The sequence below is a fragment of the Streptomyces sp. 2-1 genome (genome assembly GCF_048564895.1).
GTDB lineage: Bacteria > Actinomycetota > Actinomycetes > Streptomycetales > Streptomycetaceae > Streptomyces > Streptomyces phaeochromogenes.
Map to the genome: position 1 here is coordinate 2,253,589 of NZ_CP183383.1, position 25,829 is coordinate 2,279,417.

Consider the following 25,829-nt stretch of genomic DNA (forward strand, 5'->3'; position numbering starts at 1 on the left):
AACCGGCACTCCTCATGGTCAGAACCGGTCGCAGGCATCGTAAGATCCAGCCTTCTTCACCCCGAGATCCAGCACCCGCGCACCAACGACCCCGCACGAGCCGCACTCCCCTCCCGCCCGGGAGAACTCCCCCTTCCCAGGAGGCGCCTCATGACCACCACCGCTCAACCACCTGAGAAACAAAGTAACGACGACTCCGAGCTCAACGAGTTCGGCTACAAGCCCGAACTGAAGCGCACGCTCGGCAACTTCCACACCTTCGCCGCCGGCATCAGCTACATCTCCATCCTCACCGGCACCTTCCAGCTCTTCTACTTCGGTTACGGCAGCGGCGGGCCCGCCTACTGGTGGTCCTGGCCCATGGTCTTCGTCGGCCAGTTCATGGTCGCGCTCTGCTTCGCCGAACTCGCCGCCCGCTATCCGGTGGCCGGCTCCGTCTACAACTGGTCCAAGAAGGTGGGCAACCCGCACATAGGCTGGCTGGCGGGCTGGACGATGCTGATCGCCTCGATCGTGTCGATCGCGGCCGTGGCCCTTGCGTATCAGTTGACGCTTCCTCAGATCTCTTCCACGTTCCAGTTCGTGGGCGACGGCACCGGCAAGTACGACGTCGCCACCAACGCGGTGCTGCTGGCCTCCGTACTCATCATCTTCACCACCCTGGTGAACGCCCTCGGCGTGAAGCTGATGGCCCGGATCAACACGGCCGGCGTCTTCATCGAGCTGATCGCCACCGTCGTGCTGATCGTGCTGTTCGCCGTGCACATCACCCGCGGACCGGGCGTCGTGCTGGAGACCAACGGCACGGGCGCGGGCCAGCCCGGCGGCTACTTCGGCGCGTTCCTGATCGCGTCCCTGGCGTCCGCGTACGTGATGTACGGCTTCGACACGGCCGCCTCGCTCGGCGAGGAGTCCCTCGACCCGTCGCGCAACGCGCCGCGCGCGATCCTCCGCGCCATCGTCGCCTCGTTCGTCCTCGGCGGGCTCATCCTGCTGCTCGCGCTGATGAGCGTGTCCAGCCTGAAGGGCGACAAGCTGTCCACGGACGGCCTGCAGTACGTCGTCCTCAACGTGCTCGGCGAGGACGCGGGCAAGGCCATGCTGTGGTGCGTGTTCATCGCGGTCACCGTGTGCGCCCTGGCCGTTCACACGGCGGCGATCCGGTTGGCCTTCGCGATGTCCCGCGACAACAACTTGCCCGCCTCGGCCAAGCTGGCCAAGGTCCATCCGCGCTTCCAGACCCCGATCCTGCCCGCGGTGATCATCGGCATCCTGGCGCTGGCGATCCTGGTGGTCAACATCCGCCAGCCGCAGATCTTCACGGTGGTCACGAGTATCGGCATCATCCTGATCTACCTCGCGTATCTGCTGGTCACCGGGCCCATGCTGGTGGCCAGGCTGCGCGGCAAGTGGCAGCCCGCGGGCGACGGCAAGTTCTCGCTCGGCCGCTGGGGACTGCCCGTCAACATCGTCGCCGTGGTGTGGGGCGCGGCCATGATGATCAACCTGATCTGGCCGCGCGCCGCGGTCTACAACGCGGCTGCCCCATACCACTGGTATCTGCGCTGGGGTGCCGTCCTGTTCGTCGGCATCGTGATGGGCGGCGGTTTCGCCTACTACTGGTTCGTGCAGCGGCACCGCACCGGAGTGCTCGCCGAGCACCAGTACAAGTCCCCCGACACACCTCTCCCGCCCTCGTCTCCCGCGGCCACCCCGACGGCCGACTGAGCGCCCGATCCGAAGGCAGAACGTCGCAAGGACTCAAGGAGGTCAACTCCCCATGAAAGAAGACGAGTTCGACTACGTCGTGGTCGGCGGAGGAACCGCGGGCAATGTGGTCGCGGCCCGCCTGTCCGAAGATCCGTCCGTCACGGTGTGCGTCCTGGAGGCGGGGCCCAGCGACGTCGGCGACGACGACGTCATGAAGCTGGAACGCTGGATGGGACTCCTTGAGTCCGGCTACGACTGGGACTACCCGGTCGAGCCGCAGGCCAGCGGCAACAGCTTCATGCGGCACGCCCGCGCCCGGGTGCTCGGCGGCTGCTCCTCGCACAACTCCTGTATCGCCTTCTGGGCACCGGCCGAGGACCTGGACGGCTGGGCGGCGGCGGGCTGTACGGGCTGGAGCGCGGCCGAGCTCTTCCCGCTCTACCAGCGGCTGGAGAACAACGACGCTCCCGGCGAGCACCACGGCCGCTCCGGCCCGGTGAAGCTGCGCCAACTGAAGAGCGACGACCCTTGTGGCACCGCCCTGTTGGAGGCCTGCGCCCAGGCGGGCATCCCGACCACCCCCTTCAACACCGGCAAGACGGTCGTGCGCGGGGCCAACTGGTTCCAGATCAACTCCGACGAGAACAACATCCGCCAGTCCTCGTCGGTCGCCTATCTGCACCCGATCCTCGGCAAGCGTCCGAACCTGGACGTACGGACCGGGGTGCGGGCCAAGAAGCTCGTGCTCGACGGGCGGCGCTGCGTGGGCGCCGAGTACCTGGACCCGGACCTGATCCACACCCGGACGGTACGGGCCAGGCGCGAGGTGATCGTGTCCTGCGGCTCGATCGACAGCGCGAAGCTGCTGATGCTGTCGGGCATCGGGCCCGCCGAGCATCTGCGCGAGGTGGGTGTCGACGTGGTGGTGGACTCGGCCGGCGTGGGCGAGAACCTTCAGGACCACCCCGAGGGCGTCATCATGTGGGACGCCAAGCAGCCCATGACGACCACCTCCAGCCAGTGGTGGGAGGCGGGCATCTTCTACGACACCGAACCGGGCCTGGACCGGCCGGACCTGATGTTCCACTACGGCTCGGTCCCGTTCGACATGAACACCGCGCGCTGGGGCTATCCGACCTCCGAGAACGCGTTCTGTCTCACGCCGAACGTGACGAGCGCGAAGTCGCGCGGCACGGTACGGCTGCGGACGCGCGACTTCCGGGACAAGCCCAAGGTCGATCCGCGGTACTTCACGCACGAGCACGACGCGCGCGTGATGACGTTCGGGCTGAAGCTGGCCCGTCGTATCGCGGAACAGCCCGCGCTGAGCGGGTGGGCCGGGGCCGAGCTTGCCCCCGGGCCGGATGTCCGCACGGACGACGAGCTGCTCGACTACATCCACAAGACGCACAACACCGTCTATCACCCGTCCTGCACGGTGAAGATGGGCGCGGACGACGACGCCTCGGCGCCGCTCGACGCGCGTTTGCGGGTCAAGGGGATCGAGGGGCTGCGGGTCGCGGACGGGTCCGTGATGCCGGATCTCGTCGCGGTCAATCCGTGCATCACGACGATGATGATCGGCGAGAAGTGCGCTGATCTTCTGAAGGAGGACGCCCTGTAGGGGGTTTTGCGGGGAGCTGCGGGTCCGTTGTGGCTGGTCGCGCAGTTCCCCGCGCCCCTTACGGGGCGCTGGTTGCCGGCCTCTTATACATGCGGGTCGCCGTGATCTCGGTGTGAACGGCTTCCCCGGCGGGAGCCTCCCGCGGCAGGCCCGGCCGGAGGTGTTCCTCCACGCTGATGTACTTCAGCCCGGCGCGCAGGTCCGCGTCGTTGCGGAGGCGGATGACCAGGGGGAACTCCGCGAGCGCGGTCGTGTCGAACAGGCCCGTGGTGTAGAGGAGTTGGACACCGAGGGCGTCCGACACGGCCCGCTGGAGCTCCAGCAGATACGTGGCGTTGGCGCGGCCGATGGGGTTGTCGAGGAAGAGCGTGCCGGCGTGACGGTGCTTGTCGCTGCGGCCCCGGTCGTTCGAGCGCAGGGCCGCCATCGTGCAGTACAGCGCGATCGCGGCGGTGAGCAGCTGGCCGCCGGAGAACACGTCGCCCATCTGTCCGACGGGTACGCGCTCGGCGCGCAGTACGGCGTCGGGCTTGAGGATCTCGACGGCGACGCCCTTGGGTTGAAGGGCCGCGCTGACCCCTCTGAGCAGCAGGGACATTCCGTCGCGGCGCATGTCGGAGTTCTTCTTGACGGCGGCGCGGGTCGCCTCGTCGACGACCTCGCCGAGCCGCTCGGCGAGCGTGGCCTGGTCGGGCTCCTCGAAGCGGATGCGCAGGAACTCCTGCCCGGACCACTCCCCGAGGCCCTCGGGCAGACGGGACAGCCGCTGGGCCGACCTGAGCGTGGCGAGCGCGGACTCCACGAGCCCGCGCAACCGGTCGACGATCGAGTCTCGGTTGCGCTCCAGCTGCTCCAACTCGTCGGTGAGGACCCGGAGTCGGGGCGCGAAGGCGTCCGCCCACTTCTGTGCGTGCTCGGGCAGGGAGGACGCCGGCAGCTCGCGGATCTGCTGGCGGGCGGGCGTGCGCACCTGCTCGTAGCGCGTCGAGTTGGCGTGCCGGACGAGTACGTCGCTCGCTTCGCGCACCGAGGTCTCGGCGGCGGAGAGGTCGGCCGCGCAGCCGCGCAGGGAGCGGCGGGACTCGGCGGCGGAGTGCCGGGCCTCTTCGAGGGTGCCCGGGTAGGGATCGGGCTCCTCGTGCTCCTCGTCCGCGTGCTCCCTGAGGAGGTCGCGGAGCAGGGCGGCGGTCTCGTCGAAACCGCCCGCCGCGTCCTCGGCGGCGCGGTGGGCGTCGAGCAGTTCGGCGTGGGCCGCGCGCGCCTGGCTCAACGCCTCGGTGCGGGAGGCGAGTTCACCGGTGGCGGTGCGCAGCAGGCTCTGTGCGTGCTCGGCGTCGCGCGGGACCAGGTCCTCGGGCAGTTCGGTGTGCGCCTCGCCGTCCTCGGGCGCGTGCCGCTCGGCCTCGCCCCGCAGCCGTCCGAGCTGCTCGCTCGCGGTCGACATACGCGTTTCCAGAAGCTGGACCAGTTCCTCGGCGCGGGCCGAGGCTGCCTGCCGGGAGGGCCCGTCGGAGCCGTCGGTGGACTCCAGGAGCTGGGCGGCGCGCGTACGCACCTTGTTGCTCAGCCGCTCCAGCTCCGCGAGCGCCGCGCTCTCGTCGCTCTCCGCGCGGGACTGCTCGGCCCGCAGGTCGGCGCCGACGCCGACCTGTTCGTAGAGCTGGGAGGCGGCGCGGTAGGCCTCGCGGAGGGCGGGCAGCGACGACTTGGCGGCGGCCGGGTCGGCCTCCGGTACGTCGTCGGGGGCGCCCGCGATCTCCGCGCGCTCGCCGCGCAGGGCGCGGGCCGTGCGGCGGGCGTCGTCGGCGGCGCGCTGGGCGCCGCGCCGGTCCTCGTCGGCGGCGCGGGCGCGCTCAAGGCAGGACTGGGCACGGGCCTCCGACTCGGCGGCGTCGTCGGCGAGTTCGCGCAGCTTGACCTGCCAGCCGGCGCGCTCGCGCAGCCGGAAGGCGAGTCCGGCGAGCGCGTCGGCGGCGCGCCGGGCGCGCTGCGCGGCCTCCTGCCGCTCGTCCCGTACGAGGGCCGCCTCGGCCGCCGATTCGTCGGCCTCGGCCCTGACCGTACGCGCCTCGGACAGCTCGGCCTCGGACTCCTCGGCGAACGCGCGCGCGTCGTGGGCCGCCGTGGCGAGCTCGGCGAGCCGACCCGCCGGACAGCCCGTCCGCCAGGAGGCGAGCCGTGCGGCCAGCTCCCGGTCCTTGGCGAGCCGGGCCGCCAACTCCCGGATCTCCTCGTCCCGTTCGGCCGCGCGCGTACGCAGCGTCTGCCGCTCCTCGTCGGCGGCGTGCTCGTCGTGCATGGCCGGGTTCGGCGGTACGAGGAAGACGCCTCCATCGCCCGCGTCGGGGGCCGGGGTCGGGGCGAGCAGCGCGGCGGCCGTGCCGACGGCCACGGCGGAGCGCGGGAGCAGCGCGGCGTCGACGAGCGCATCGCGGGCCCTCGCGTGGGTGTCCGGGTCCGTGATGATCACGCCGTCGACCAGCTCGGGCCGCGCGGCCAGCACGCGTGCGTGGTCGACGGGGTCGACGGCCTGCGCGAGATAGCGCCAGCCGGGGAGCGCGGGGATGCCGTGCTCGCCCAGGTACTCCACGGTGGCCAGCACGTCGGGGCCGGGCGGAAGGAGCCCGCCGTCACCGAGCGCGCCGAGGATCCGGGAGTCGTCGGCCGCGGCGGTCCGCAGCTCGAAGAGCTGCCGCTCGGCGGAGGCCACCCCGTCGTCCAGGAGCTCCCGGAGCTCGTCGGCGTAGTGGTCCAACTCCTCGGCGGAGAGGGGTGTTTCGTCGGAGTCGGCCTCGATGTCCGGGCCGCCCCGCCCTCGACGGGTGCCCGCTGCGTCGGAGCCGGGGCCCGTCCCGGAAGCACGGCCTGCCGTGTTTCCGTGATCGGCCCCGCCTGCTCGCGCGGCGCCCTCGGCTGAAGCCGTGCCCGCGCCCTGGCGCGGCTGCGGCAACCCGCCGCGACCGGAGCCCCCCGAACCGCCGGAGGCACCCGGCAGGCTCAGCAGTTCGGCCAGTCGCTCCTCCCCCGCGAGCGCCCGGGCGGTCCCCCGCTCGGCGTCGTAGGCGCGCTCGGCGGCCGTCGCCGCGTCGGCCGCGCGGGCCGCCGTCAGCTCGGCACGGGACTCGGCGGACGCCGCCTCGCGGGAGTGCTCCGTGGTACGGCGGGACGCCTCGCGCGCGGTGTCCCACGCTGCGACGGCGGTCTTCTCGGCATCACTGGCGGCGAGCGCGGCACGGGCCGGGTCGGCGTCGGGGGCAGTGTCGTCGAGCCACCCGGCGCGCACCGCCTCGGCGGTCTCCTGCTCGACCTCGCTGAGGCGCTGACGCAGATGGCCGATCTCACTGCGGGCGCGCTGGGCCTCGGTGGCGGCGGACGTCGAGTCCCGGTAGGCGACCTCGCCGACCTCCTGGAGCGCGGCGGACCGCTCCTCCTCCTCGTTGGCGACCGTCTCGGCCCCCTCGGCCGCGGCGTGCAGGGCCCGTACGAGATCGGCGGCGGCCTTGGCGCGCGCGGCGAGCGCGGGCGCGGCGTCCCGCTCGGCCTCACGGATGGCGACGGCCACGCGCGCGGAGCGGTCGGCGGAGGCGCGGTGCCGCAGCACCAGCTCGGCGGCCTGCCACGCGGAGTGCAGCGTGCGCGCGTCGGCAAGCTCCCGCTTCTGCGCTGCCGCGCCCTTCTCGGCCCCGGCGAGGGCCAACGAGGCGTGCCGGTAGGCAAGTTGGGCCGAGATCAGCGCGCTGCGCTCCCGGGAACTGTCGGCCTCGGTGACCCGGTGGGCGGCGGCCGTGACCTGCTGCGCGAGGTCGCCGGTGCGACCCCGCTCCTGCCCGGCGCGCGCGGAGAGCCGCCGCGCCAGTGTCCTCGTACGCCGCTCGGCGCCCGCGTGGATGTCCCGGGCGCGCGCACGCGTCGCGGTCGCCTCGACGATCCGCCCGAGCAGGTCCACGGACCCGGCGGTGAACTCGCGCTCGGCGATCAGCTCGGCCCGCCGCCCCAGCTTGTTGCCGAACCCGCCGACCAGGTCCGCGAGCCCGTCGGTGTCCCGGGTGTCGGTGACCGCCCTCAGCAGCAGATCGGTGAAGTCGGAGTCCTTCTTGACGGCGAAGAGACCGGCCGCCTCGCCCTCGTCGGCGTTCATCTCGCGCTGGTAGCGGAAGAGTTCGGGGTCGAGGCCCAGGTCGCCGAGGTGTTCGATCCAGCGGTCGTGGATCTCCTCCCAGTGCACTTCGAGGTGCGGGTACGCCTTGCCCGCCTCGGTGAGCGCGTCCCGGAAGCCCTTCATCGTGCGCCGGCGCCCCTGCGCGCCCGAGGCGCCCTCGACGGACGGCCGCACGGAAGTGGCCTCGGCGACCGGCAGATTGTCCAGGCTCAGCCCGGGCCCGGGCCGGAACGAGTACCAGGCCTCCGCGAACTTCCGCGGATCGTTGGATACCTGGCGCCCCCGCCACTCACTGACCTTGCCGACCACGACACACTCGCCGGTGAGCGTGTGCTGCCACTCCAGCGCCACATGCCCGCAGTCGTCCGCGAGCAGGAACTTCCGCAGCACGCCGGAACTGGCGCCGCCCAGCGTGTTCCGGTGGCCGGGCAGCATCACGGAGAAGATCAGCTTGAGCAGTACGGACTTGCCGCCGCCGTTCTCCAGAAAGAGCACACCGGCGGGCGCGGGGCGGCGCGGCGGCCCGACGGGCTCCTCCTCGAAGAACTCCGCCTGCGTGGGCGCGGGGTCGGGCACGGGCTCGCCGACACCCCGCAGGTCCAGCACGGTGTCGGCGTAGCGCGCACCGGCAGGCCCGATGGAGTAGAGGCGGACCCGGGACAACTCGTACATGGCGGCGGACTCTCGTAGTCGTAAAGGGAGTAGTCGTAAAGGGAGTTGAGGGCGGTCGGTCAGAGGGGCGGGGCGGTGAACCGGGGCCGACGGGTCCCGATCAGTGAGCCGACCGCCGGTTCAGGAGTGGAACGGCAGTCCGGCATCGGCGGCCAGCTCCAGGTCCTCGGTGTCCTCGGCGGGCAGCAGGCTGGCGGTGCCGTCGGTGACCGGCACGATGCCGAGCTCAAGCAGCTCGGCCATCGCGGCACTGCCCGCCATGTCCCGTACCTGGAGCTGGTAGCGGGCGGTCGTCCGGTACGTCCCCCCGCCGTCGTCCCCGGTGCGCTGCAGGAACCCCGAGTCGGTGAGGAACGCGACGGCCTTGCCGATGATGCCGGTGGTCGAACCGGCGAGTCTTCGGGCGTCCTTGGTGGCCCCGGTGGAGCTGCGCCGCGCCCAGATCCGCCAGGCGGCCTCAAGGCCCGGTGCGTCGGTCGCCGGGTCGGTGTTCTCGCCCTGCTCGTCGGCTCGCTCCTCCAGCCGCCGGCAGGCCTGCCGCACGAAGGCGTCGACGCCGTTGACGGACACCCGCCCGATGTACCCGTCGTCGGCGAGGTCCTCCGGGCGCGGGAACGCCATGGCGGCGACGGCGAGATGCGCGAGCCCGTGCAGGAACCGGTCCCCCGAGTCGGCCGACGTCCGCCGCGCGTAGTCGCCCATCCGCACGGCGAACACCGAGTCCTCGGCCGCGGTCACCGCCATCCCCGCCCGCGGGGACACCTCCAACACCACAAGCCCGAGCCCGGTCGCCACGGCATCGGCCAGCCGCGCGAAGGCCGGATCCTCCCGATACCTCCGCAACAACTCGGCGTACTCCTGATCCCGCGCGGGCTGCAACTTGGGCTGCAGCCCAAAGGCCACGAGCCGCGCGGCATCGGCGGCGTCGGCGGGAGTGACGGCGGCGGTCGGCACCGGCACGGCGGCCGGTGCGTCCGGCTCCCCCCACTCAACGTGCTCGGTCACGGCTGGCACTCCTTGCTCTCAAAAACGGGGCTGCTCTGAAGAACGAGGCCACCATCAGGCGCCCCTTCAGGGGCGCGGGGCTGTGACATGTGCGGCTCCGCCGCGTGGGCGCGCCCAGCCACGACCAACCCGCAGCTCACAGACACCCCGCGGTTACCCGGCTCTCCCAGCGAAGCGTTCACGCCGCATCCTTCCGATCCGCGGCCATCCCCACCGCATCCAGCAGAGCCATCCCCACGATCAGATCGGCCCCACCGAACTCCGGATCGTCCAGCTCGGTCCCGTCGTCCACGGCGAACAACAGCTTCTCCTCACCCTGCCGATACGCCGTACCGACCGGCGGACTGGCCGCGTGCACGGCCAGCAGGGCGAGCAGATAAGGCAGCTCGGGGTCCCGGCGCCGCGCGTCGGCCAGCAGCCCGGACAGCCGGCGCGGCGCGTCGGCGGGCAGGTCGAGCAGCTCCATGGCGGCGGCGAGCTGCTCCTCGCTGAACCGGCTGTCGTCCGGTGTGGCGATCAGATCCGGCTCGGGCATCTCGGCACCGAGGTGCTCCCGCTCTATGGGCGGCGTCAGCAGAAGATCGACAAGATCCCCGACCCGGACGGACGCGTGCGTCCGAAGCCCCGTCCCGCGGGCGAAGAACGCGTCGGTCACCCGCAGCGCCTGCTCCACCGGCAACGGCAGTACGGGCGCGACGAGATGCCCGTACAGATCTATCCCGGACGTCGTCATGGGCGTCGCGAAGGCCTGGCGGTCCTGCTCGGCGCGGAACAGCGGCCCGGCCTCCAGGAGACGGGACTGCAGCTGCGTGTGCCGCCGGATGCAGTCCTTGACGATGTCGACGAGTTCGGCGGCCCGGCGCTTCTGCTCGGCGTCCTCCGACTCGTCCCGCGCCTTGCGGATGTTCGTGAGGATCGCGTTCTCGTGCCGATAGCGGTCGGCGACATGGTCGAGCGCCTCGGCGATCATGTCCGGCACGGCCTGCAGCCAGTCCACCGCCCGTACGTTGCGCCGGGTCGCGTCCAGGGCCCTGCGGAGCGTCTCGGAGTACTGCACGGTCCGGTAGCGGGCCTGCTCGGCGGCGAGCTGCGCGTCCGCGAGCCGGCCGCGGCTGATCAGCACCTCGAGCTTGACCTCGGCGGCGATCTGCGCACTGGTGACGTCGGTGTCGAGGGCGCCCACGAGGACGTTGACCGCTTCATCGGTCGTACGGAGATACACGCTCCCTCCGTAGCCGGGCACCTCCTCGATCAGCTTGAAGTCGTAGTCCCGGCGCACATACGAACCGTCGGGCGCGAACGTGCCGTATACGGCCCGGAAGCCGCGGTCGACGCTGCCGACGTTGATCAGGTTCTCCAGGACCCAGCGGGCGACCCGCTCGTGCTCGGCGACGGGCCGGCGCGGGGCCTGGGCGGCGATGCGCGGGATGAGCCTGGCCACTATCTGGTCGTGGTCGGCGCCCGTGTCGAAGTCCATGTTCAGTGTGACGAGGTCGATGGCGGCGAGGGCCACCTCCGCCATCCCGTACACCGAGTACTCACCCGCGAGGTTCGCCTTGCGTACGTCGAGGTCGTGCAGCGGCGCGGTGCAGGCGAGCGCGCGCAGCCGCCGCGCCAGTCCCTCGTCGGCGGCCGGGCCCGGTGCGGGGCGCGGCCCCGCGCTGAGCTGGGGCGGAACGCTGTCCGTCGATGCAGGCGAAGTCACGGTGCACAGACTAGGTCCTGGGTCTGACAACAACCCAAACGACGCGAAGCGCTCCGCCGCAGGCGCCGGGTGACCACGGGTGCTTGTGGCACATATCAGAGCTCCGCGCCCCTAAGGGGCGTCCTCCGCCACTCGGCGGCCGTAGACCTCAACGACCCTTTTGCGCGAATCATCCAGGTATACGCCGAGCAGGCTCTCGGCCTGCTCTCGGTCGCCGTCCTGGAGGGCCTGCAGTATCTGGCCGTTGCGGGCGAGGTACGGCTCGTGGAGGCGTCGCGGGTCGTCCACGAGGTGGAAGGCGAGGCGGAGTTCGGCGAAGACGCTGCGCATCAGCTCGTCGGTGCGGGCGCTGCCGGCGAGCGCCACCAGCTCCCGGTGGAAGTGGATGTTGGCCGTACCCAGGCCTTTCCAGTCGCCTTCGCGGGACGCCCGTCGCCCGTCCGCGACGGCCTTGGCGAGGCCGTCCACCGCGTAGGGCGGTTCGCCGAGTCCGCGTACGACGGCGCATTCGACCAGGCTGCGGGTGCGGTAGATGTCCTCGACGTCCTCGACGGTCAGGACCCGCACGAAGACACCCCGGTTGAGCTGGTGGACCAGCAGCCGTTCGTGCGTGAGCAGCCGGAACGCCTCGCGCAGCGTGTTGCGCGAGACGCCGAGCGCGTTGCCGATGCTGTCCTCCGACAGCCGCGTGCCGGGCGGGAAGAACCCTTCGGCGATCCGGCTTCTGAGGATGTCCGAGACCCGCTCGGCGGTGCTGGTGCGACCCAGCAGCGCGCGGTCGTCCGCCAGTCCGTTCAGTTCGGCCACGCCCGAATTCAATCGCAGATACAAGAACGAAACAACATGGGTATTGAGGGATCGTTCAACGATCCTCTACCTTGCTAGTCAGGCACCGGCCGCTCGTACCGGAGCCGACGGCCTCCGCACGCCACAGTTCGGCACCGCAACCGCTTCCGCACGCCGCAACCCGCAACCCGCAACCCGCAATCCGCTCCACCACTGCTCCCGTACGGCTCAGTCCCTCAAGCACCCTCCCGTCCCTCATCTGCGAGGTGCCCATGAGCACGACCCCTCCACCGCAGGCCCTGAACACCGAGACGCGCCCCGGAGCGGGTGAACCCACCGCCGACGAGGGCGCGTTCGCCTGGCTGCGGGCCCTGGGTCCGCGAGGCCGCCGCGCCTTCGGCGGCGCGTTCGGCGGCTATGCGCTGGACTCGTACGACTACTTCACGCTGCCGCTGAGCATGGTGGCCCTGTCCGCGTACTTCGGCCTCAACAGCGGCCAGACCGGGCTGTTCACGACCGTCACGCTGGTCGTGTCCGCGATCGGCGGCGCGGCCGCCGGCGTGATCGCGGACCGGATCGGGCGCGTCAAGGCGCTGATGATCACCGTCATCACGTACGCGGTCTTCACCGTGGCCTGCGGTTTCGCGCCCAACTACGAGACCCTGCTGGTCTTCCGCGCTCTCCAGGGGCTCGGTTTCGGCGGTGAGTGGGCGGTCGGCGCGATCCTGGTCGCCGAGTACGCGAGCCCCAAGCACCGGGGGCGCACGCTCGGCGCGATCCAGAGTTCCTGGGCCGTGGGCTGGGGACTCGCCGTGCTGGTCTACACGCTGGTCTTCCAGTACTTGGACGACGACCTCGCCTGGCGCGTGATGTTCTGGACCGGGGCGCTGCCGGCCCTGCTCGTCGTCTGGGTGCGCCGCAATGTGAAGGACGCCCCGGAGGCGGCCCAGCGCCGCGAGGAGAGCCCCGAGAAGGGCTCGTTCGCCACGATCTTCAAGCCGGGCACGCCCGCCGCGCCCGGACTGCTGAAGACGACGATCTTCGCGGTCCTGCTCTCCACGGGCGTCCAGGGCGGCTACTACACGCTGGCCACCTGGGTCCCGACCTACCTCAAGACGGACCGCGGGCTGTCCGTCGTCGGCACCGGCGGCTACCTCACGTTCCTGATCTCCGGGGCCTTCATCGGCTATCTGACCGGCGGTTATCTCACCGACAGGCTGGGCCGCAAGCGCAACATCCTGCTCTTCGCGATCCTCTCGGCGGTCTGCATCCTGGCCTACGCGAACATCCCGAGCGGCGCCAACACCCTTGTCCTGGTGCTCGGTTTCCCGCTCGGCTTCTGTATGTCGGCGATATTCAGCGGCTTCGGCTCGTTCCTCAGCGAGCTGTACCCGACCGCGGTGCGCGGCACGGGACAGGGCTTCACGTACAACACCGGCCGTGCCGTGGGCGCGGTCTTCCCGACGGTCGTCGGCTTCCTCGCCGACAGCTGGGGTGTCGGGGGCGCGCTGGTCTTCGGCGCGATCGGATACGGTCTCGCGGCGCTGGCCCTGATCGGTCTGCCCGAGACCCGTGGGAAGGAGCTCCTGTGAACCGTACGCAACACCGCCCCCTGAACCTTCTCGCGGACCACGCGCACGCGTGGAGCCCGGCGGAGGCACGTTCCCGGTTCCGTTCGGGGGTGTCGGGGTCCACCGCGGGCTGCTCGGCGGGCCACACCCAGGCGAACCTGATCTCGGTGCCGGCCGACTGGGCGTACGACATGATGCTGTTCTGCCAGCGCAACCCGAAGCCCTGCCCGGTGCTCGACGTCACCGACGCCGGTTCCTGGACGACCGTCCTGGCCTCCGACGCCGATCTGCGGACCGATCTGCCGGGCTACCGGGTGTGGGAGCACGGCGAGTTGATCGAGGAGCCGACGGACGTGCTGGCCCACTGGCGCGACGACCTGGTGTCGTTCCTCATCGGGTGCAGCTTCACCTTCGAGTCGGCGCTGTCCGACGCGGGGGTGCCGATGCGCCACATCGAGCAGGGGCGCAACGTCTCCATGTACGTGACCAGCCGCCAGTGCCGTCCCGCGGGGCGGCTGCACGGCCCCATGGTGGTGTCGATGCGGCCGGTGCCGCCCGAGCACCTGGCCACGGCGATCCGGGAGACCAGCCTGCTGCCCGCGGTGCACGGCAGCCCGGTGTACTGCGGCGATCCGGGCGGTCTCGGCATCGAGGACCTCGCCCGCCCCGACTTCGGCGATCCGGTGGACGCCGGGCCGGACGACATCCCGGTGTTCTGGGCCTGCGGTGTGACGCCGCAGGCCGCCGTGATGGCCTCGCGCCCGCCGTTCGCGATCACTCACGCGCCGGGCCAGATGTTCATCACCGACGCCCGCGACGAGCAGTACCGCGTCGCCTGACCCGGAGGAACCGCACTCCATGAGCACGATCGATCTGAACGCCGACCTCGGCGAGGGCTTCGGCCGCTGGCACCTGACCGACGACGAACAGCTGCTGTCCGTCGTCACCAGCGCCAACGTGGCCTGCGGCTTCCACGCCGGGGACGCGGCCACCATGCGCCGGGTGTGCGACCTGGCGGCCGAGCGCGGTGTACGGATCGGCGCCCAGGTCTCCTACCGGGACCTGGCGGGCTTCGGGCGACGCGCGATGGACGTGCCGCCCTACGAGCTGGCGTCCGAAGTGGCCTACCAGATAGGCGCCCTGGAGGTCTTCACGCGCGCGGCGGGCGCGCGCGTGGCGTACGTCAAACCGCACGGCGCGCTCTACAACCGTGTCGTGCACGACGAGGAGCAGGCCGGCGCGGTCGTGGCGGGCGTGATGCTCGCGGACGCCACGCTCCCGGTGCTCGGCCTGCCCGGCTCGCGTCTCCTGGACGTGGCCGGGAAGGCCGGACTCCCGGTCGTCACCGAGGCGTTCGCGGACCGCGCCTACACCGACGAGGGCACGCTCGTGCCGCGCGGCCGGGACGGTGCCGTGATCACCGATCCGAACGCCGTCGTGGAACGCTCGGTGGCCCTCGCCCGTTCTGGTGTCGTGACGTCCCACTCCGGGCGTGACATCCCGGTTCGGGCCCGCTCCTTGTGCCTGCACGGCGACACACCGGGCGCGGTGGACCTGGCCCGCCTGGTCCGTGCACGGCTCGAGGATTCGGGCATCCGTGTGGAGGCGTTCGTATGAGGGCACTGCCGGTCGGCGACCGTGCGCTGCTCGTCGAGGTGTCCACGGACGAGGAGGCACAGGCCCTGCACGCCGAGCTGCTCCGCCGCCGCGCTGAAGGCTCGCTCTCCGTCCGCGAGATCGTCCCCGCGGCCCGTACGGTCCTTCTGGACGGCCTCGACGACCCGGCCGGGCTGGCCGCCCGGCTCACCACGTCGAAACTGCCGCCCTCGCCCCCGCGCGCGCAGGAGGTGGTCGAGATAGCCGTCCGCTACGACGGCCCGGATCTCGCGGCCGTCGCCGACCACTGGGACGTGTCCCCGCAGGAGGTCGCGCGGATCCACGCGGCGGCCGAATTCCGGGTCGCCTTCTGCGGGTTCGCCCCGGGCTTCGGCTATCTGACCGGGCTCCCGGCCCGCTACGGCGTGCCCCGGCACGCGACACCCCGTACGACGGTCCCGGCCGGTTCCGTGGGCCTCGCGGGCCCGTACACGGGCGTGTACCCGCGCTCGTCGCCGGGCGGCTGGCAGCTGATCGGGACGACGGACGCGGTCCTGTGGGACCACGCGCGCGTGCCCGCCGCCCTGTTGTCGCCCGGCACACCGGTCCGCTTCGTCCCGGTGGAGTCCTGATGACGGACCGCGCACTCGCCGTCGTACGGGCCGGGGCGCTGACCACCGTGCAGGACCAGGGCCGCCCGGGCCACGCGCACCTGGGCGTACCGCGCTCCGGCGCCCTCGACGCGCCAGCCGCCGCCCTGGTCAACCGGCTCGTCGGCAATCCGCCCGAGGCAGCCCTCCTGGAGACAACGCTCAACGGCTGCGACGTACGGCCGCGTTCGACCGTCACCGTTGCCGTGGCAGGCGCCCCGTGCCCGGTCACCGTGGACGGACGCCCGGCCGCCTGGGGAGCGCCGGTGCGCGTGCCCGCCGGGGCACTGCTCTCCGTGGGAACCGCGGTCTCCGGAGTACGCAGTTACGTGGGCGTGTCGGGCGGAGTGACCGTCGAAACGGTGCTCGGCAGCCGGTCGACGGACCTGCTGTCCGGCCTGGGCCCGCCGCCCCTCACGGACGGAATGGTCCTCCCCCTGGGGACGCCGATGGCCCCCCACGCGCGCGTGGACGTCGTCCCGCAGCCGCAACCTCCCGCAGAGCTCGTCCTGCGGGTGACGCTCGGCCCACGCGACGACTGGTTCACGACCGCGGCGATCCGTACCCTCACCACGCACCCCTACCGGGTCTCCTCGGCGAGCAACCGCATCGGCCTCCGCACGGAGGGTCCGGCCCTGGAGCGGGCCCGACCCGGTGAACTCCCCAGCGAGGGAATGGTCCTCGGCGCCATCCAGGTCCCCCCGGACGGCCTCCCCGTGGTCTTCCTCGCCGACCACCCGACCACCGGCGGCTACCCGGTGATCGCGGTCGTCCGCCCCGACGACCTCCCCTCCACGGCCCAGGCGGTCCCGGGCACGCCGGTGCGGTTCGTGGTGGTGGGCCGCCGCTGACGAGGGCGCAGGCCAGTTGTTGGGGGCGCCCCTTCAGGGGCGCGGGGCTGTGACATTGTGCGGCTCCGCCGCGTGGGCGCGCCAAGCCACAACGGACCCGCACCCAATAGTCCGGCCCACCCGCGGAGCGCTACGCGACGTCCGGCTGCTCCCCGCTCACGGACAACGCGGCCAACGCCGCCGCCACCGCATGGGACGCACTGAGATCGAGCCGCGCGCTCGTCCCCCGCGCCCGATGACGGACCTCGGACGCGGCCAGACTGATGAGTTGGGGCAACAGATCCGTGCAGCGCCGAGCCACCCACCCGGTCCCGGCGGTGGCCAGCCACCACAGGCTGGCCGACCGCGTGGGCTCGGGGAACTCGGGCTCGGCGGAAGGCGCGACCCCCGTGGCGGTGCCCGCCTCGGCGAGCAGCGCGTGGAAGTGGAGCGCGAGCTGCCGATGCCCCCGCTCCCCCGGGTGCAGCCGGTCCGAGCTCCACATGGCCCGGTCGGTGACCCAGTCGCCCTCCGCGGCATGCAGGTGCACCGCTCCGTACCGCTCGGACAGCGCGTGCACGACCGCGTTCACGGCCCGCTGACGCCGTGCCAGCGGGCGGGCCAGCGCCCCGGGCAGCCCCAGCATCGCACCGGGGTCGGGCAGACAGGCGGTGAGCAGGATCGCGCCCTGCCCGGTGAACGCCGCGTACACCTCGTCGAGCCGTTCGGCCACGGCGTGGATGTCGAAGGTGCACCGCAGGGTGTCGTTGACGCCGATGACGACCGAGGCGACGTCCGGCCGCTCGGCCAGCGCGGCCGGGGTCTGGCGTTCCAGGACGTCACGCGTCTGGGCGCCGCTGACCGCGAGGTTGACGAACTCCACGGGCGCGTCGGCCGGTGCGAGCCCGGCGGCGAGCAGCGCGGCCCAGCCGCGCCACTCCTCGCCCACGGGATCACCCACCCCTTCGGTGAGGGAGTCACCGAGCGCCACGAACCGCAGGGGTCTCATGCGACGCCCTCCCGAGCCCGTTCCCCTGTGGGGGCCGCGGCGGGTGCCTCGGGCCGCCCCACGCGGACCTCGGCGTCATGGGCGGTGAGGAACGCCTCGACGGCGGCCGGCCACCCGAAACAGGCGGCACGCGCGCGTGCCGCCTCCCGCCGCTCGCTCTCCGGGCGGTCCAGGAGCATCCGTATCTCGTCCGCGAAGGCCTCTCCGTTGTCCGCGGCGGTGGCTCCGGCGGAGCCGACGACCTCCGAGAGCGCGGAGGAGGCACTGGCGACGACAGGCGTGCCGCAGGCCATCGCCTCCAGGGCGGCGAGTCCGAAGGTCTCGGCGGGTCCGGGGGCGAGGCACACGTCCGCGGACGCCTGGAGAGAGCTCAGGAGCGCGCGGTCGCCGACGTGTCCCAGGAAGGTGACCGGCAGCCGCCGTTCGCGCGCCCGCTGTTCGAGGCGGGCCCGCAGCGGCCCGTCACCTGCCACCACGAGTACCGCGCGCCGCCCGCGGCGCAGCATCGCCTCCAGGGCTTCGAGCGCCGTGCCGGGGCGCTTCTCGACGGACAGCCGGGAGCACATCACGAGCAGGACCTGGTCCTCGCGCGCGTGCCGGGCCCGCAGCCCCGGGTCCCGCAGCGCGGGGTGCCTGCCCTCCAGGTCGACGCCCAGCGGGGCGCGTACGACATTGCGGGCGCCGATGCGGACGAACTCGCGCTCCGCGAACTCGGTGGTGCACACGATCCGTGAGTAGTGGTGGGCGGTACGGATGTTGAGGGCGTCGGAGGTCCGTCGGGCCATGCCCTCGGAGAGGCCCCAGGTACGCAGTACGCCGTCGGCGGTCTCGTGGGAGACCATCACGGCGGGCACCCGGGCGCGCCGCGCCCAGACGCCGGTCCAGCGCAGCGTCGTACGGTCGGACACCTCCAGGCGGTCGGGCGCCAGCGCCTCCAGGAGGCCGGCGACACGCCGCTTGTCGGTGAGGACGCGGTAGCCGCCGGTGCCGGGCAGCAGCGGGCCCGGCAGCGTGATGACCCTCCCCTGTTCGGTCCGGCGGTCCGAGGCGCGCTCGCCGGGCACGATCAGTACGGGCTCGTGCCCGGCCGCCAGGTATCCGGCGCCCAGTTCGCGCAGCGCGGTCCGCAGGCCGCCCGAGGAGGGGGCGACGAAGTTGGCGAGCCGGACGATCCGCAGGGGCCCGCTCATGCCGCGACCACCGCCCGTCCTGCGAGTACGTCGGTGTAGTGCCCGATGAGCTGGTCGCCGACGGCCGCCCAGGTGCGGCCCTCGACGGTCCGCCGCGCCTCGGCACCGTACGCGGCCCGCAGCTCGGGATCGGCGGCGAGCGACCACACCGCGTCGCGCACGGCGGCCTCGTCGCGCGGCGGGACGAGCAGTCCCGTCCGCCCGTGCGCCACCAGGTCGAGCGGTCCGCCCGCGGCGGGGGCGACGACCGGGACGCCGCTCGCCATCGCCTCCTGGACGGTCTGGCAGAAGGTCTCGAACGGTCCGGTGTGCACGAAGACGTCCAACGAGGCGAAGATCCGGGCGAGTTCGTCGCCGGTGCGACGGCCCAGGAAGACGGCGCCGGGCAGGGCCTGCGTCAGGCTCGGCTGACTCGGTCCGTCGCCGACGACGACCACCCGTACGCCCTTCAGGCCGCAGGCTCCGGCGAGGAGTTCGACCTGCTTCTCGGGGGCGAGACGGCCCACGTATCCGACGATCAGCTCGCCGTTCGGGGCGAGTTCACGGCGGAGTGTGTCGTCCCGGTGTTCCGGCCGGAAACGGACGGTGTCCACGCCGCGCTGCCACAGCCGTACCCGGGGCACACCATGTGCCTCCAGGTCGTGCAGGGCCGGGGTGGACGGGGCGAGGGTGATGTCGGCGGCGGCGTGGACGGAGCGGATACGGCGCCAGGCGGCGGCCTCGCCCGCGTGCACATAGGTGCGGGCGTAGCCGGCGAGGTCGGTCTGGTAGACGGCCACGGCGGGGATGCCGAGCCGGGCGGCGGCCGTCATGCCACGGACGCCGAGGACGAAGGGGCTGGCCAGGTGGACGATGTCGGCGCGGTGTTCGGTGATCGCGGCGGCGACGCGTCGGCTGGGGAGGGCGACGCGGACCTGGGGGTAGCCGGGGAGCGGTAGGGAGGGGACTCGGACGACGGGGCACGGCGCGTGGGCGTCGGGCCCGTTCCCGGCCGCGGTGGCCGGGGCGACGACGATGGGGGCGTGACCGCGCTCGACGAGGTGTCGGGCGGTCTGGAGCGCGCAGTGGGCCACGCCGTTCACATCGGGGGGAAAGGATTCGGTCACGATGACGACACGCATACCCGTGTTGTCGTCGGGCCGGACGTGGACGCGTCAACGTGGATCTTTCCGGATGAGGAACGTCCCGTGAGCGTTGCGCTCCGCATGCCCCCGCATCACGGACCGGTCACGCTCCGGCGTCCGGGCCCGTACCAACGGGATACGGGCCGACGACGGAACACTCACACGCCGGTCTCGCGCCGGTCTCACACGCCGGTTCTCGCGCTGTCCCGCTCGGGTGCCTCACACGGCGGACGCGTCCGGTCCGATGCGGCTGCGTACCGCGGTCTGTACCTCGGCCTCCTCGGCCGGATCGGCGGCGAGCCGCCGGAGCTGGTCGACCACACGGGCGTCACCGGTCTCGGCGTGCCGCGCGGCCACCTCACGGGTGGACTCCTCGCAGTCCCAGAGGCACTCGACGGCGAATCCGGCGGGGAACGAGGGATCGGTGGCGGCCAGCGCACGGGCCGCGCGCCCGCGCAGATGGGACGAGGCGGTCTCCCGGTAGACATGCCGCAGCACAGGGGCCGCGTTGGCGATGCCCAGCCGTCCGGCGCCGTCGACGAGGGTCCACAGGGTGGAGGCGTCGGGCCCGTCGCCCCGGACGGCCTCGCGCAGGGCGCCGAGGACGAGCTCGCGGTCCGATGCGCCGCCCCGGCAGGCGAGGACGCGCCCGGCGGCCTCTCCGAGGGCGTCGGGCCGGTGGACCCAGCCGCGCGCCCGCTCCACGGCGGCGATGGACCGCATCCGTTCGAAGGCGTCCACGGCGGCGTCCACCACGAGCCGTGAGGCGGAGGCCTGGGCGGCCTCGATGAGATCCAGTACGTCGGAGTCCTGGCTGTCGGCGAGATAGCGCAGGGCCGTGCAGCGCGCGCCGTCGTCCCCGGTGCGGGCGGCCTCGATGATCTCGGGGCGGTCCTCGGGTCCGGCGACGGCCGTGAGGCATCGCGCGGCCGGCACATGGAGGGCCGCTCCGCGTTCGATGCCTTGCTGGGCCCACTCGAAGACGGCCCGCACGCTCCACCCCGGGCGGGGCCCGGACGGTCGCATCTGGCGTTGCCATCGGTCGAAGGAGCCCGCTTCCTGGGCGGCACGCACACGCGTGCCGATGGATTCGCGGGGATCGTCGGCCCACAGGCGCCAGGGCCGGGGTTCGAAGGAGTCCCGTACGACGACCGCCAGTTCGGCCTCGCCCTCGGGATCGGCGGGGAACCGGGCGAGGACGGGGGCCGCGAGGGCGCGCAGTCCGGCGTCGTCGTCGCGCAGCGCCAGTTCGTCGAGGGCCCAGGCCCAGTTGGCGCCGCAGGCGGCGTACCGCCGGAGCAGTTCGAGCGCGTCCCGCCTGCCGTACGAGGCGAGGTGGCCGAGGACGGCCAGCGCGAGGCCCGTGCGTGACTCCTCGGTGTCGAGGACGTCGTCCGCGTCGAAGAGGTGCGCCTCGATCTCGTCGAGCTCGCCGCTCAGGTCGAGGAAGAGACGGGCGTAGTAGAGGGAGCGGTTCTCCACCTGCCAGTCGTGGCGGGGGTCGCGCAGCACACAGTGGTTCAGTGCCGCGAGCGCTTCGGCCCGCGGGGCGGTGAGCGCGTGCAGCGTGCCGTCGCCGCGGCCCCTCTGGAGCAGGCCGAGCAGCGTACCGCTGGGCGCTATGACCGGATCGAACATGGGAAACAGCCTCACATCAAGCGTCGACGCAACCGGGGATCCTGCTTTACCTGGCCGCGTGACAACACGTCGGGGCGCCCGCCGTTTCCTGCTTGCTGTAGACCATCTTCCTCTGCCTCTCGTCGGTGGCCCGTGCGGGCCGCATCACGGTCCGCGCGGTGCGGCAACACCTGCCCAGCCATCGCGTACGTGAATCACGACGTCATGATGACCCAGCGGTTCTCGCTGCCGCGACCGCATTTCCGGCGGCCCCGTTCCGCCTCCCCCAAAATTGCTGTTTCGCCTGGTCAAGGCGTTTTGTTCAGTGCACGCCGAACAGTTCGAGCAATTCGGCCTTGGCGAACATTCGAGCCGTGTCGACGGCGGAGGGCGTGCCCGCGGAGGGGTCCGCGCCCGCGTCGAGGAGGACCCGGATCACGGCGTCCTCGCCCTTGAACACGGCTCCGGCGAGCGGAGTCTGACCTCGGTCGTTGATGCGGTCGGCCTCCGCGCCGCGCTCCAGGAGGGCGCTGACGGCGTCGGCGTGACCGTGGTAGGCGGCGAGCATCACGAGCGAGTCGCCGCGGTCGTTGGTGAGATTGGCCGGAACGCCCGCGTCCACATACGCCACCAGCGCCTCGGTCTGCCCCTGCCGGGCCAGATCGAAGATCTTGGTCGCCAGCTCCACGACCTCGGGGTCGGGGGCTTCACTCATCGGCGGGACCGCCTCTCACTGCGACAACACATGCGACAACACATGCGACAAGGAACGGGACTGCGGGAACGTGCGGCCGTCAGCGGTGCGGCCGTACGAGTGAATCGCCAGCGTACTGGCTTCGCGGGCACATGACCGGGACCGGCCGAGGCAAAGATCACCACGAATCCGGCAAACCGTCGAGCGGCCGCCCTGGAGGCCCTGTCAGGCAGGGCCATCAGGGTGAAATAAACGGAATTTCACTCTGTTGCACCTTTTATCGTATGGATACATCCTGTGAGCCTGGAAGTACTCATGGTGACTGTCCCCATCGACCAGGAGAACTCTCATGATCCTGTCCATCTCAGGTGTGGTGCTGCTCGGCATCATCGTCTTCCTCTTCTTCCGCAAGGACGGACTCAAGGCCTCGCACGCGCTGGTCTGCGCCCTCTTCGGTTTCTACCTCGCGGGCACGGCCATCGCTCCGAGCATCACGGCAGGCGGCGCGAGCCTGGCCGGGCTGCTCGGCGGGATCAAGTTCTGACGCCCATCCCGTTCGCACGCACCTCCAGGAGACAGCAGTGGCCCGGCGCCCTCTTCCCCGCATTCTGAGTACCGGCAGCGCGCAGATCGCCCGCAGCCGGGACCTGGCCCGGACGGCCGCCGACAGCGCCACCGACGTCCTTCACCCACTGATCACGGTCACCCGTGGACTGCGCCGGCTGGCAGCCGCCGGACGGCGCAAGTGGGCGGACACCCCAAAGGACCGGCGCGGTCCACTGCTGTTCCTGGTGGCTTCGGTCGTCCTGGTCGTGGCCCTCGTCCCGTACGGGCCGCTGCTCGCCATCGTCACCCTGATGGGTGCATCGGCTTGGCACGGCCGGGACCGCACCCCGTCCGGACCGATCGGACCCGACGAGGCGCAGGCCAAGCGCCTCGAATCGCTCTACGAAGCACTCGTCCCCTACTTCTCGGTCCCCGAGGACCCGGCCCCGCTCTACGCCCACGGCGGCGAGTGGGACAAGGCCTTCGCCTCGTACGAGTTCGACGACACCGGCCGTGTCTCGCATCTCTCGCTCCACTACCCCGCGTACTTCACCGACGGGGAGGCGGACGCGCGTGCCCGTATCGAGCAGCTGCTGCACACCAAGTCGGGCCGCGGGCGCGAGTACCACTTCGCGTGGGACGAGGAGGGCAACCAGCTCACGGTCACGGTGCTGCCGCCGCTTCCCACCGATGTCGCCGCCCAGCGCTTCGTCACGGCTCCGGGCGAGACCGTCCTCGGCTTCACCGACCCGGCCGGGGTCCAGCGCACGCTTCCGCTCACCTTCGGCGAGGAGCGGCGGGACGCCCCACCGGTCGTCTGGCGCACCGGCGCGCGCTCGACCGAGCCGCATCTCCTCGCGGTCGGCGGACCGGGCAGCGGCACGACCACTCTTCTGCGCTCCATGGCGCTGCAGGCCCTCCAGCACGGCGACGTACTGATCGTCGAGGGCGGCGGCAGCGGCGAGTTCGCGTGTCTGACCGGCCGTGACGGCGTCCTGGGCATCGAGTGCGGCCTGGCGGGCGCGCTGGCGAGCCTGGAGTGGGCGGCGCACGAGACGGAGCGCCGGCTCATCGCCGCGAACCGCGCCCGGCAGGCGGGCCACACCCCGCCGGAGGACACCAGGCGTCCGCTCTGGCTCCTCCTCGACCGTCCGACGGTCCTCGGCCATCTCGCGGCGGCCGACGGCCGCCAGGATCCGCAGTCCCTCCTCCAGGTGCCGCTGCGCCACGGCCGCGCGGCCGGTGTGACGGTGGTGGTGGCCGAGCAGTTCGACGCCCTGGACTCACTCAGCGAGGCGGTACGAGGGCACACGCGCGCGCGTGTCGTGCTCGGCCCCGCGTCCACGGGCCAGCTCGAAGCGGTGCTCGGGTCTCCCCCGCCCACGACTCCGACGCCCGACGTGCCGCCCGGCCGCGGCTACGCCCGGCTGGGGTCCGGCCCGGTCCACCGCCTCCAGGTCCCGGCGACCCCGGACCCGTACGACGAGGCGACGAGCGAGGCCCACCGTCGGGCGGTGGTCGGTCTGCTGCCGGCGCGCACGACTCCGGCGGACGCCGAGCCGACGGGCCCGGCACCGGCGGACCTCGCGGACGCGGCGCCGGAAAGCCCCGTGCGCTTCACGGCACCGGGTGCGTTGGGCGTCCCGGCGGAGGGCTGAGCGGGCGGAGGGAGGGAGGGCGTCGCGCACGAGGATGCGCGGCGCCCTCCCTCTGTCCAATCCCCTCGCCACCGGCCGGGTGGCAATGGCCCGGAGTGCGGCGGCCTTCGCCGGAGCGCAGGGCTCGGGAGGCGTCTTCACCCAAACCGGACCGGAAGCGTCACGCCACGAACGTGCGTGGCGACTCCGTTCCGCCGTTCGCCCCCGACTCCACCAGCCGGGCAGCCGCGGCCAGACGCGTCGCCGCCTCGTCGGCCACCGCGCCGCCGACGGTGAACGGCAGCCGCACATAGCCCTCGAAGGCCCCGTCGACCCCGAAGCGGGGCCCGGACGGGACGCGCACACCCACCCGCTCGCCGACCTCGGCCAGCCGTGACCCGGACAGACCGCCCGTACGCACCCACAGGGTGAGCCCGCCGCGCGGCACGTCGTACTCCCAGCCGGGCAGTTCCCGGCGCAGGGCCGTCACGAGCGCGTCGCGGTTCTCGCGGGCCTGGGTGCGCCGGATGTCCACGGCCTGCTCCCAGCCACCGGTGCTGAGCAGCCAGTTCACGGCGAGCTGCTCCAGGACGGGGGTGCCGAGGTCGGCGTACGCACGGGCCGCGACCAGGCTGCGGATCACGTCGGGAGCGGCCCGGACCCAGCCGATCCGCATGCCCGCCCAGAACGCCTTGCTGGCGGAGCCGACGGTGATGACCGTGGACCCGGCCGGGTCGAACCCGCAGACCGGGCGCGGCATTTCGAGGCCCTCGTCCAGATGGAGCTCGCTCATGGTCTCGTCCACGATGAGCACCGTGCCTGCGGAGCGGGCCGCGTCGACGAGCTTCCGCCGCTGGTCCTCGTCGGCGAGCGCGCCGGTCGGGTTGTGGAAGTCCGCGACGACATAGGCGAGCCGGGGCGCGGCGTCGCGCAGCACCTGCCGCCAGCGGTCCATGTCCCAGCCCGCGAGCCCCTCGGCCATGGCGACGGGCACGAGCCGGGCCCCGGCCTCGCGCATCAGCTGGAGGATGTTGGCGTACGAGGGCGACTCGACGGCGATGCGCTCTCCGCGCCCCGCGAAGAGGTGGCAGATGGCGTCGATGGCACCCATGGCCCCGGTGGTCACCATGATCTGCTCGGGCATGGTCGGAATGCCGCGCGCGGTGTACCGCTCGGCCAGCATCTCGCGCAGCGCGGGCAGCCCCGCCGGATAGTCGCCGTGCGTGTGGGCGTACGGCGGGAGTTCCTCAAGGGCGCCCTGGACGGCACGGGTGAGCCACGGCTCGGGGGCGGGCAGGGCCGCGCAGCCCAGGTCGATCATGGAGCCGAGGGCCTCGGGCGGCAGCGGTTCCAGGCCGCGCGCGGGCAGCGGGTTCCCTGCCGGTACGGCCGTCCAGCTGCCCGCGCCCCTGCGGGACTCCAGGAACCCTTCGGCGCGCAGCGCCTCGTAGGCGGCTGCCACAGTGGTGCGGCTCACGGAGAGGGAGAGGGCCAGTTCGCGCTCGGCGGGCAGCCGCGCGGCGACCGGGACGCGCCCTTCGAGGACGAGCAGACGCACGCCGTCGGCGAGGGCGCGATAGGCGGGCGGGCGACGGGTGCCGGGGCCCGCCGGGCGCTCCTGCTGGGAGTTGAGCAGCCGCGCAAGCTGAGCGGCACCCACCGCCGAGGTCCACTGCGCCATGATTTCCAGTCCACCTTCCCCGA

19 protein-coding genes are annotated in these 25,829 nt (G+C 72.4%); 9 read left to right on the plus strand and 10 right to left on the minus strand.

Annotated elements, in window-relative coordinates; genetic code table 11:
• Positions 1-150: 150 nt before the first annotated feature.
• Both ACN20J_RS09900 and ACN20J_RS09905 read left to right on the plus strand, forming a co-directional pair.
• A complete protein-coding gene (locus tag ACN20J_RS09900) occupies positions 151-1,728 on the plus strand; it encodes an APC family permease (protein ID WP_055611056.1) in 1,578 nt (525 codons plus the stop codon).
• Between the two features lie 52 nt (positions 1,729-1,780).
• Positions 1,781-3,334: a GMC family oxidoreductase gene (locus tag ACN20J_RS09905; protein WP_055611057.1), complete on the plus strand. Its 1,554-nt coding sequence runs from the start codon at positions 1,781-1,783 to the stop codon at positions 3,332-3,334.
• A 58-nt stretch (positions 3,335-3,392) separates the two neighbouring features.
• Here ACN20J_RS09905 and ACN20J_RS09910 read toward each other — a convergent pair whose 3' ends face one another.
• From ACN20J_RS09910 to ACN20J_RS09925, 4 genes are all read right to left on the minus strand, one after another.
• A complete protein-coding gene (locus ACN20J_RS09910; protein WP_419665730.1) occupies positions 3,393-8,165 on the minus strand; it encodes a hypothetical protein in 4,773 nt (1,590 codons plus the stop codon).
• A gap of 120 nt (positions 8,166-8,285) precedes the next feature.
• Complete coding sequence (locus tag ACN20J_RS09915) at positions 8,286-9,170, minus strand: hypothetical protein (protein ID WP_189839806.1); 885 nt, start codon at positions 9,168-9,170, stop codon at positions 8,286-8,288.
• Positions 9,171-9,348: 178 nt separating this feature from the next.
• Positions 9,349-10,875, minus strand: coding sequence for a hypothetical protein (locus tag ACN20J_RS09920; protein ID WP_419665731.1), 1,527 nt, complete (start codon positions 10,873-10,875; stop codon positions 9,349-9,351).
• Positions 10,876-10,986: 111 nt separating this feature from the next.
• The gene (locus ACN20J_RS09925; RefSeq protein WP_266742149.1) at positions 10,987-11,682 is read right to left on the minus strand and encodes a GntR family transcriptional regulator; all 696 of its coding nucleotides are present in this window, start codon (positions 11,680-11,682) and stop codon (positions 10,987-10,989) included.
• Positions 11,683-11,933: 251 nt separating this feature from the next.
• Between ACN20J_RS09925 and ACN20J_RS09930 the strand changes: the two genes are divergently transcribed.
• The 5 genes from ACN20J_RS09930 to ACN20J_RS09950 are packed head-to-tail and all read left to right on the plus strand — an operon-like array spanning position 11,934 to position 16,329.
• The gene (locus ACN20J_RS09930) at positions 11,934-13,253 is read left to right on the plus strand and encodes an MFS transporter (protein ID WP_419665732.1); all 1,320 of its coding nucleotides are present in this window, start codon (positions 11,934-11,936) and stop codon (positions 13,251-13,253) included.
• Positions 13,250-14,071: a putative hydro-lyase gene (locus ACN20J_RS09935; RefSeq protein ID WP_190229241.1), complete on the plus strand. Its 822-nt coding sequence runs from the start codon at positions 13,250-13,252 to the stop codon at positions 14,069-14,071. The genes ACN20J_RS09930 and ACN20J_RS09935 overlap by 4 nt, the downstream gene beginning before the upstream one ends.
• Positions 14,072-14,090: 19 nt before the next feature.
• Positions 14,091-14,849 carry a LamB/YcsF family protein gene (locus tag ACN20J_RS09940; RefSeq protein ID WP_419665733.1) on the plus strand — a complete coding sequence of 253 codons (759 nt, stop codon included), beginning with the start codon at positions 14,091-14,093 and terminating at the stop codon, positions 14,847-14,849.
• Entirely contained in the window at positions 14,846-15,460 is a 615-nt protein-coding gene (locus ACN20J_RS09945; RefSeq protein ID WP_189839812.1) for a 5-oxoprolinase subunit B family protein, read from the plus strand. The genes ACN20J_RS09940 and ACN20J_RS09945 overlap by 4 nt, the downstream gene beginning before the upstream one ends.
• Entirely contained in the window at positions 15,460-16,329 is an 870-nt protein-coding gene (locus tag ACN20J_RS09950) for a biotin-dependent carboxyltransferase family protein (protein ID WP_419665734.1), read from the plus strand. Before ACN20J_RS09945 ends, ACN20J_RS09950 begins: the two co-directional genes overlap by 1 nt.
• Before the next feature lie 130 nt (positions 16,330-16,459).
• Here the strand turns inward: ACN20J_RS09950 and ACN20J_RS09955 are convergent, their stop codons facing one another.
• The 5 genes from ACN20J_RS09955 to ACN20J_RS09975 all read right to left on the minus strand — a co-directional run bounded on the left by ACN20J_RS09955 (position 16,460) and on the right by ACN20J_RS09975 (position 21,963).
• On the minus strand, positions 16,460-17,317 hold the full coding sequence (locus ACN20J_RS09955; protein ID WP_190229244.1) for an SGNH/GDSL hydrolase family protein: 858 nt from the start codon (positions 17,315-17,317) through the stop codon (positions 16,460-16,462).
• Positions 17,314-18,507 carry a glycosyltransferase gene (locus ACN20J_RS09960; protein ID WP_419665735.1) on the minus strand — a complete coding sequence of 398 codons (1,194 nt, stop codon included), beginning with the start codon at positions 18,505-18,507 and terminating at the stop codon, positions 17,314-17,316. The genes ACN20J_RS09955 and ACN20J_RS09960 overlap by 4 nt, the downstream gene beginning before the upstream one ends.
• On the minus strand, positions 18,504-19,628 hold the full coding sequence (locus ACN20J_RS09965; RefSeq protein WP_361891297.1) for a glycosyltransferase family 4 protein: 1,125 nt from the start codon (positions 19,626-19,628) through the stop codon (positions 18,504-18,506). The genes ACN20J_RS09960 and ACN20J_RS09965 overlap by 4 nt, the downstream gene beginning before the upstream one ends.
• A 222-nt stretch (positions 19,629-19,850) precedes the next feature.
• A complete protein-coding gene (locus tag ACN20J_RS09970) occupies positions 19,851-21,269 on the minus strand; it encodes a HEAT repeat domain-containing protein (protein WP_419665736.1) in 1,419 nt (472 codons plus the stop codon).
• A gap of 301 nt (positions 21,270-21,570) precedes the next feature.
• Positions 21,571-21,963, minus strand: coding sequence for an ankyrin repeat domain-containing protein (locus ACN20J_RS09975; protein ID WP_189839818.1), 393 nt, complete (start codon positions 21,961-21,963; stop codon positions 21,571-21,573).
• Between the two features lie 328 nt (positions 21,964-22,291).
• Between ACN20J_RS09975 and ACN20J_RS09980 the strand changes: the two genes are divergently transcribed.
• Both ACN20J_RS09980 and ACN20J_RS09985 read left to right on the plus strand, forming a co-directional pair.
• Positions 22,292-22,486 (plus strand): hypothetical protein, encoded by a 195-nt coding sequence (locus tag ACN20J_RS09980; RefSeq protein ID WP_055611072.1) that lies wholly within the window; start codon positions 22,292-22,294, stop codon positions 22,484-22,486.
• A gap of 37 nt (positions 22,487-22,523) precedes the next feature.
• The gene (locus ACN20J_RS09985) at positions 22,524-24,146 is read left to right on the plus strand and encodes a hypothetical protein (RefSeq protein ID WP_419665737.1); all 1,623 of its coding nucleotides are present in this window, start codon (positions 22,524-22,526) and stop codon (positions 24,144-24,146) included.
• A gap of 160 nt (positions 24,147-24,306) precedes the next feature.
• On the opposite strand, the gene ACN20J_RS09990 is transcribed toward ACN20J_RS09985, so the two are convergent.
• The gene (locus tag ACN20J_RS09990) at positions 24,307-25,806 is read right to left on the minus strand and encodes a PLP-dependent aminotransferase family protein (RefSeq protein WP_189839820.1); all 1,500 of its coding nucleotides are present in this window, start codon (positions 25,804-25,806) and stop codon (positions 24,307-24,309) included.
• Between the last annotated feature and the right edge of the window lie 23 nt (positions 25,807-25,829).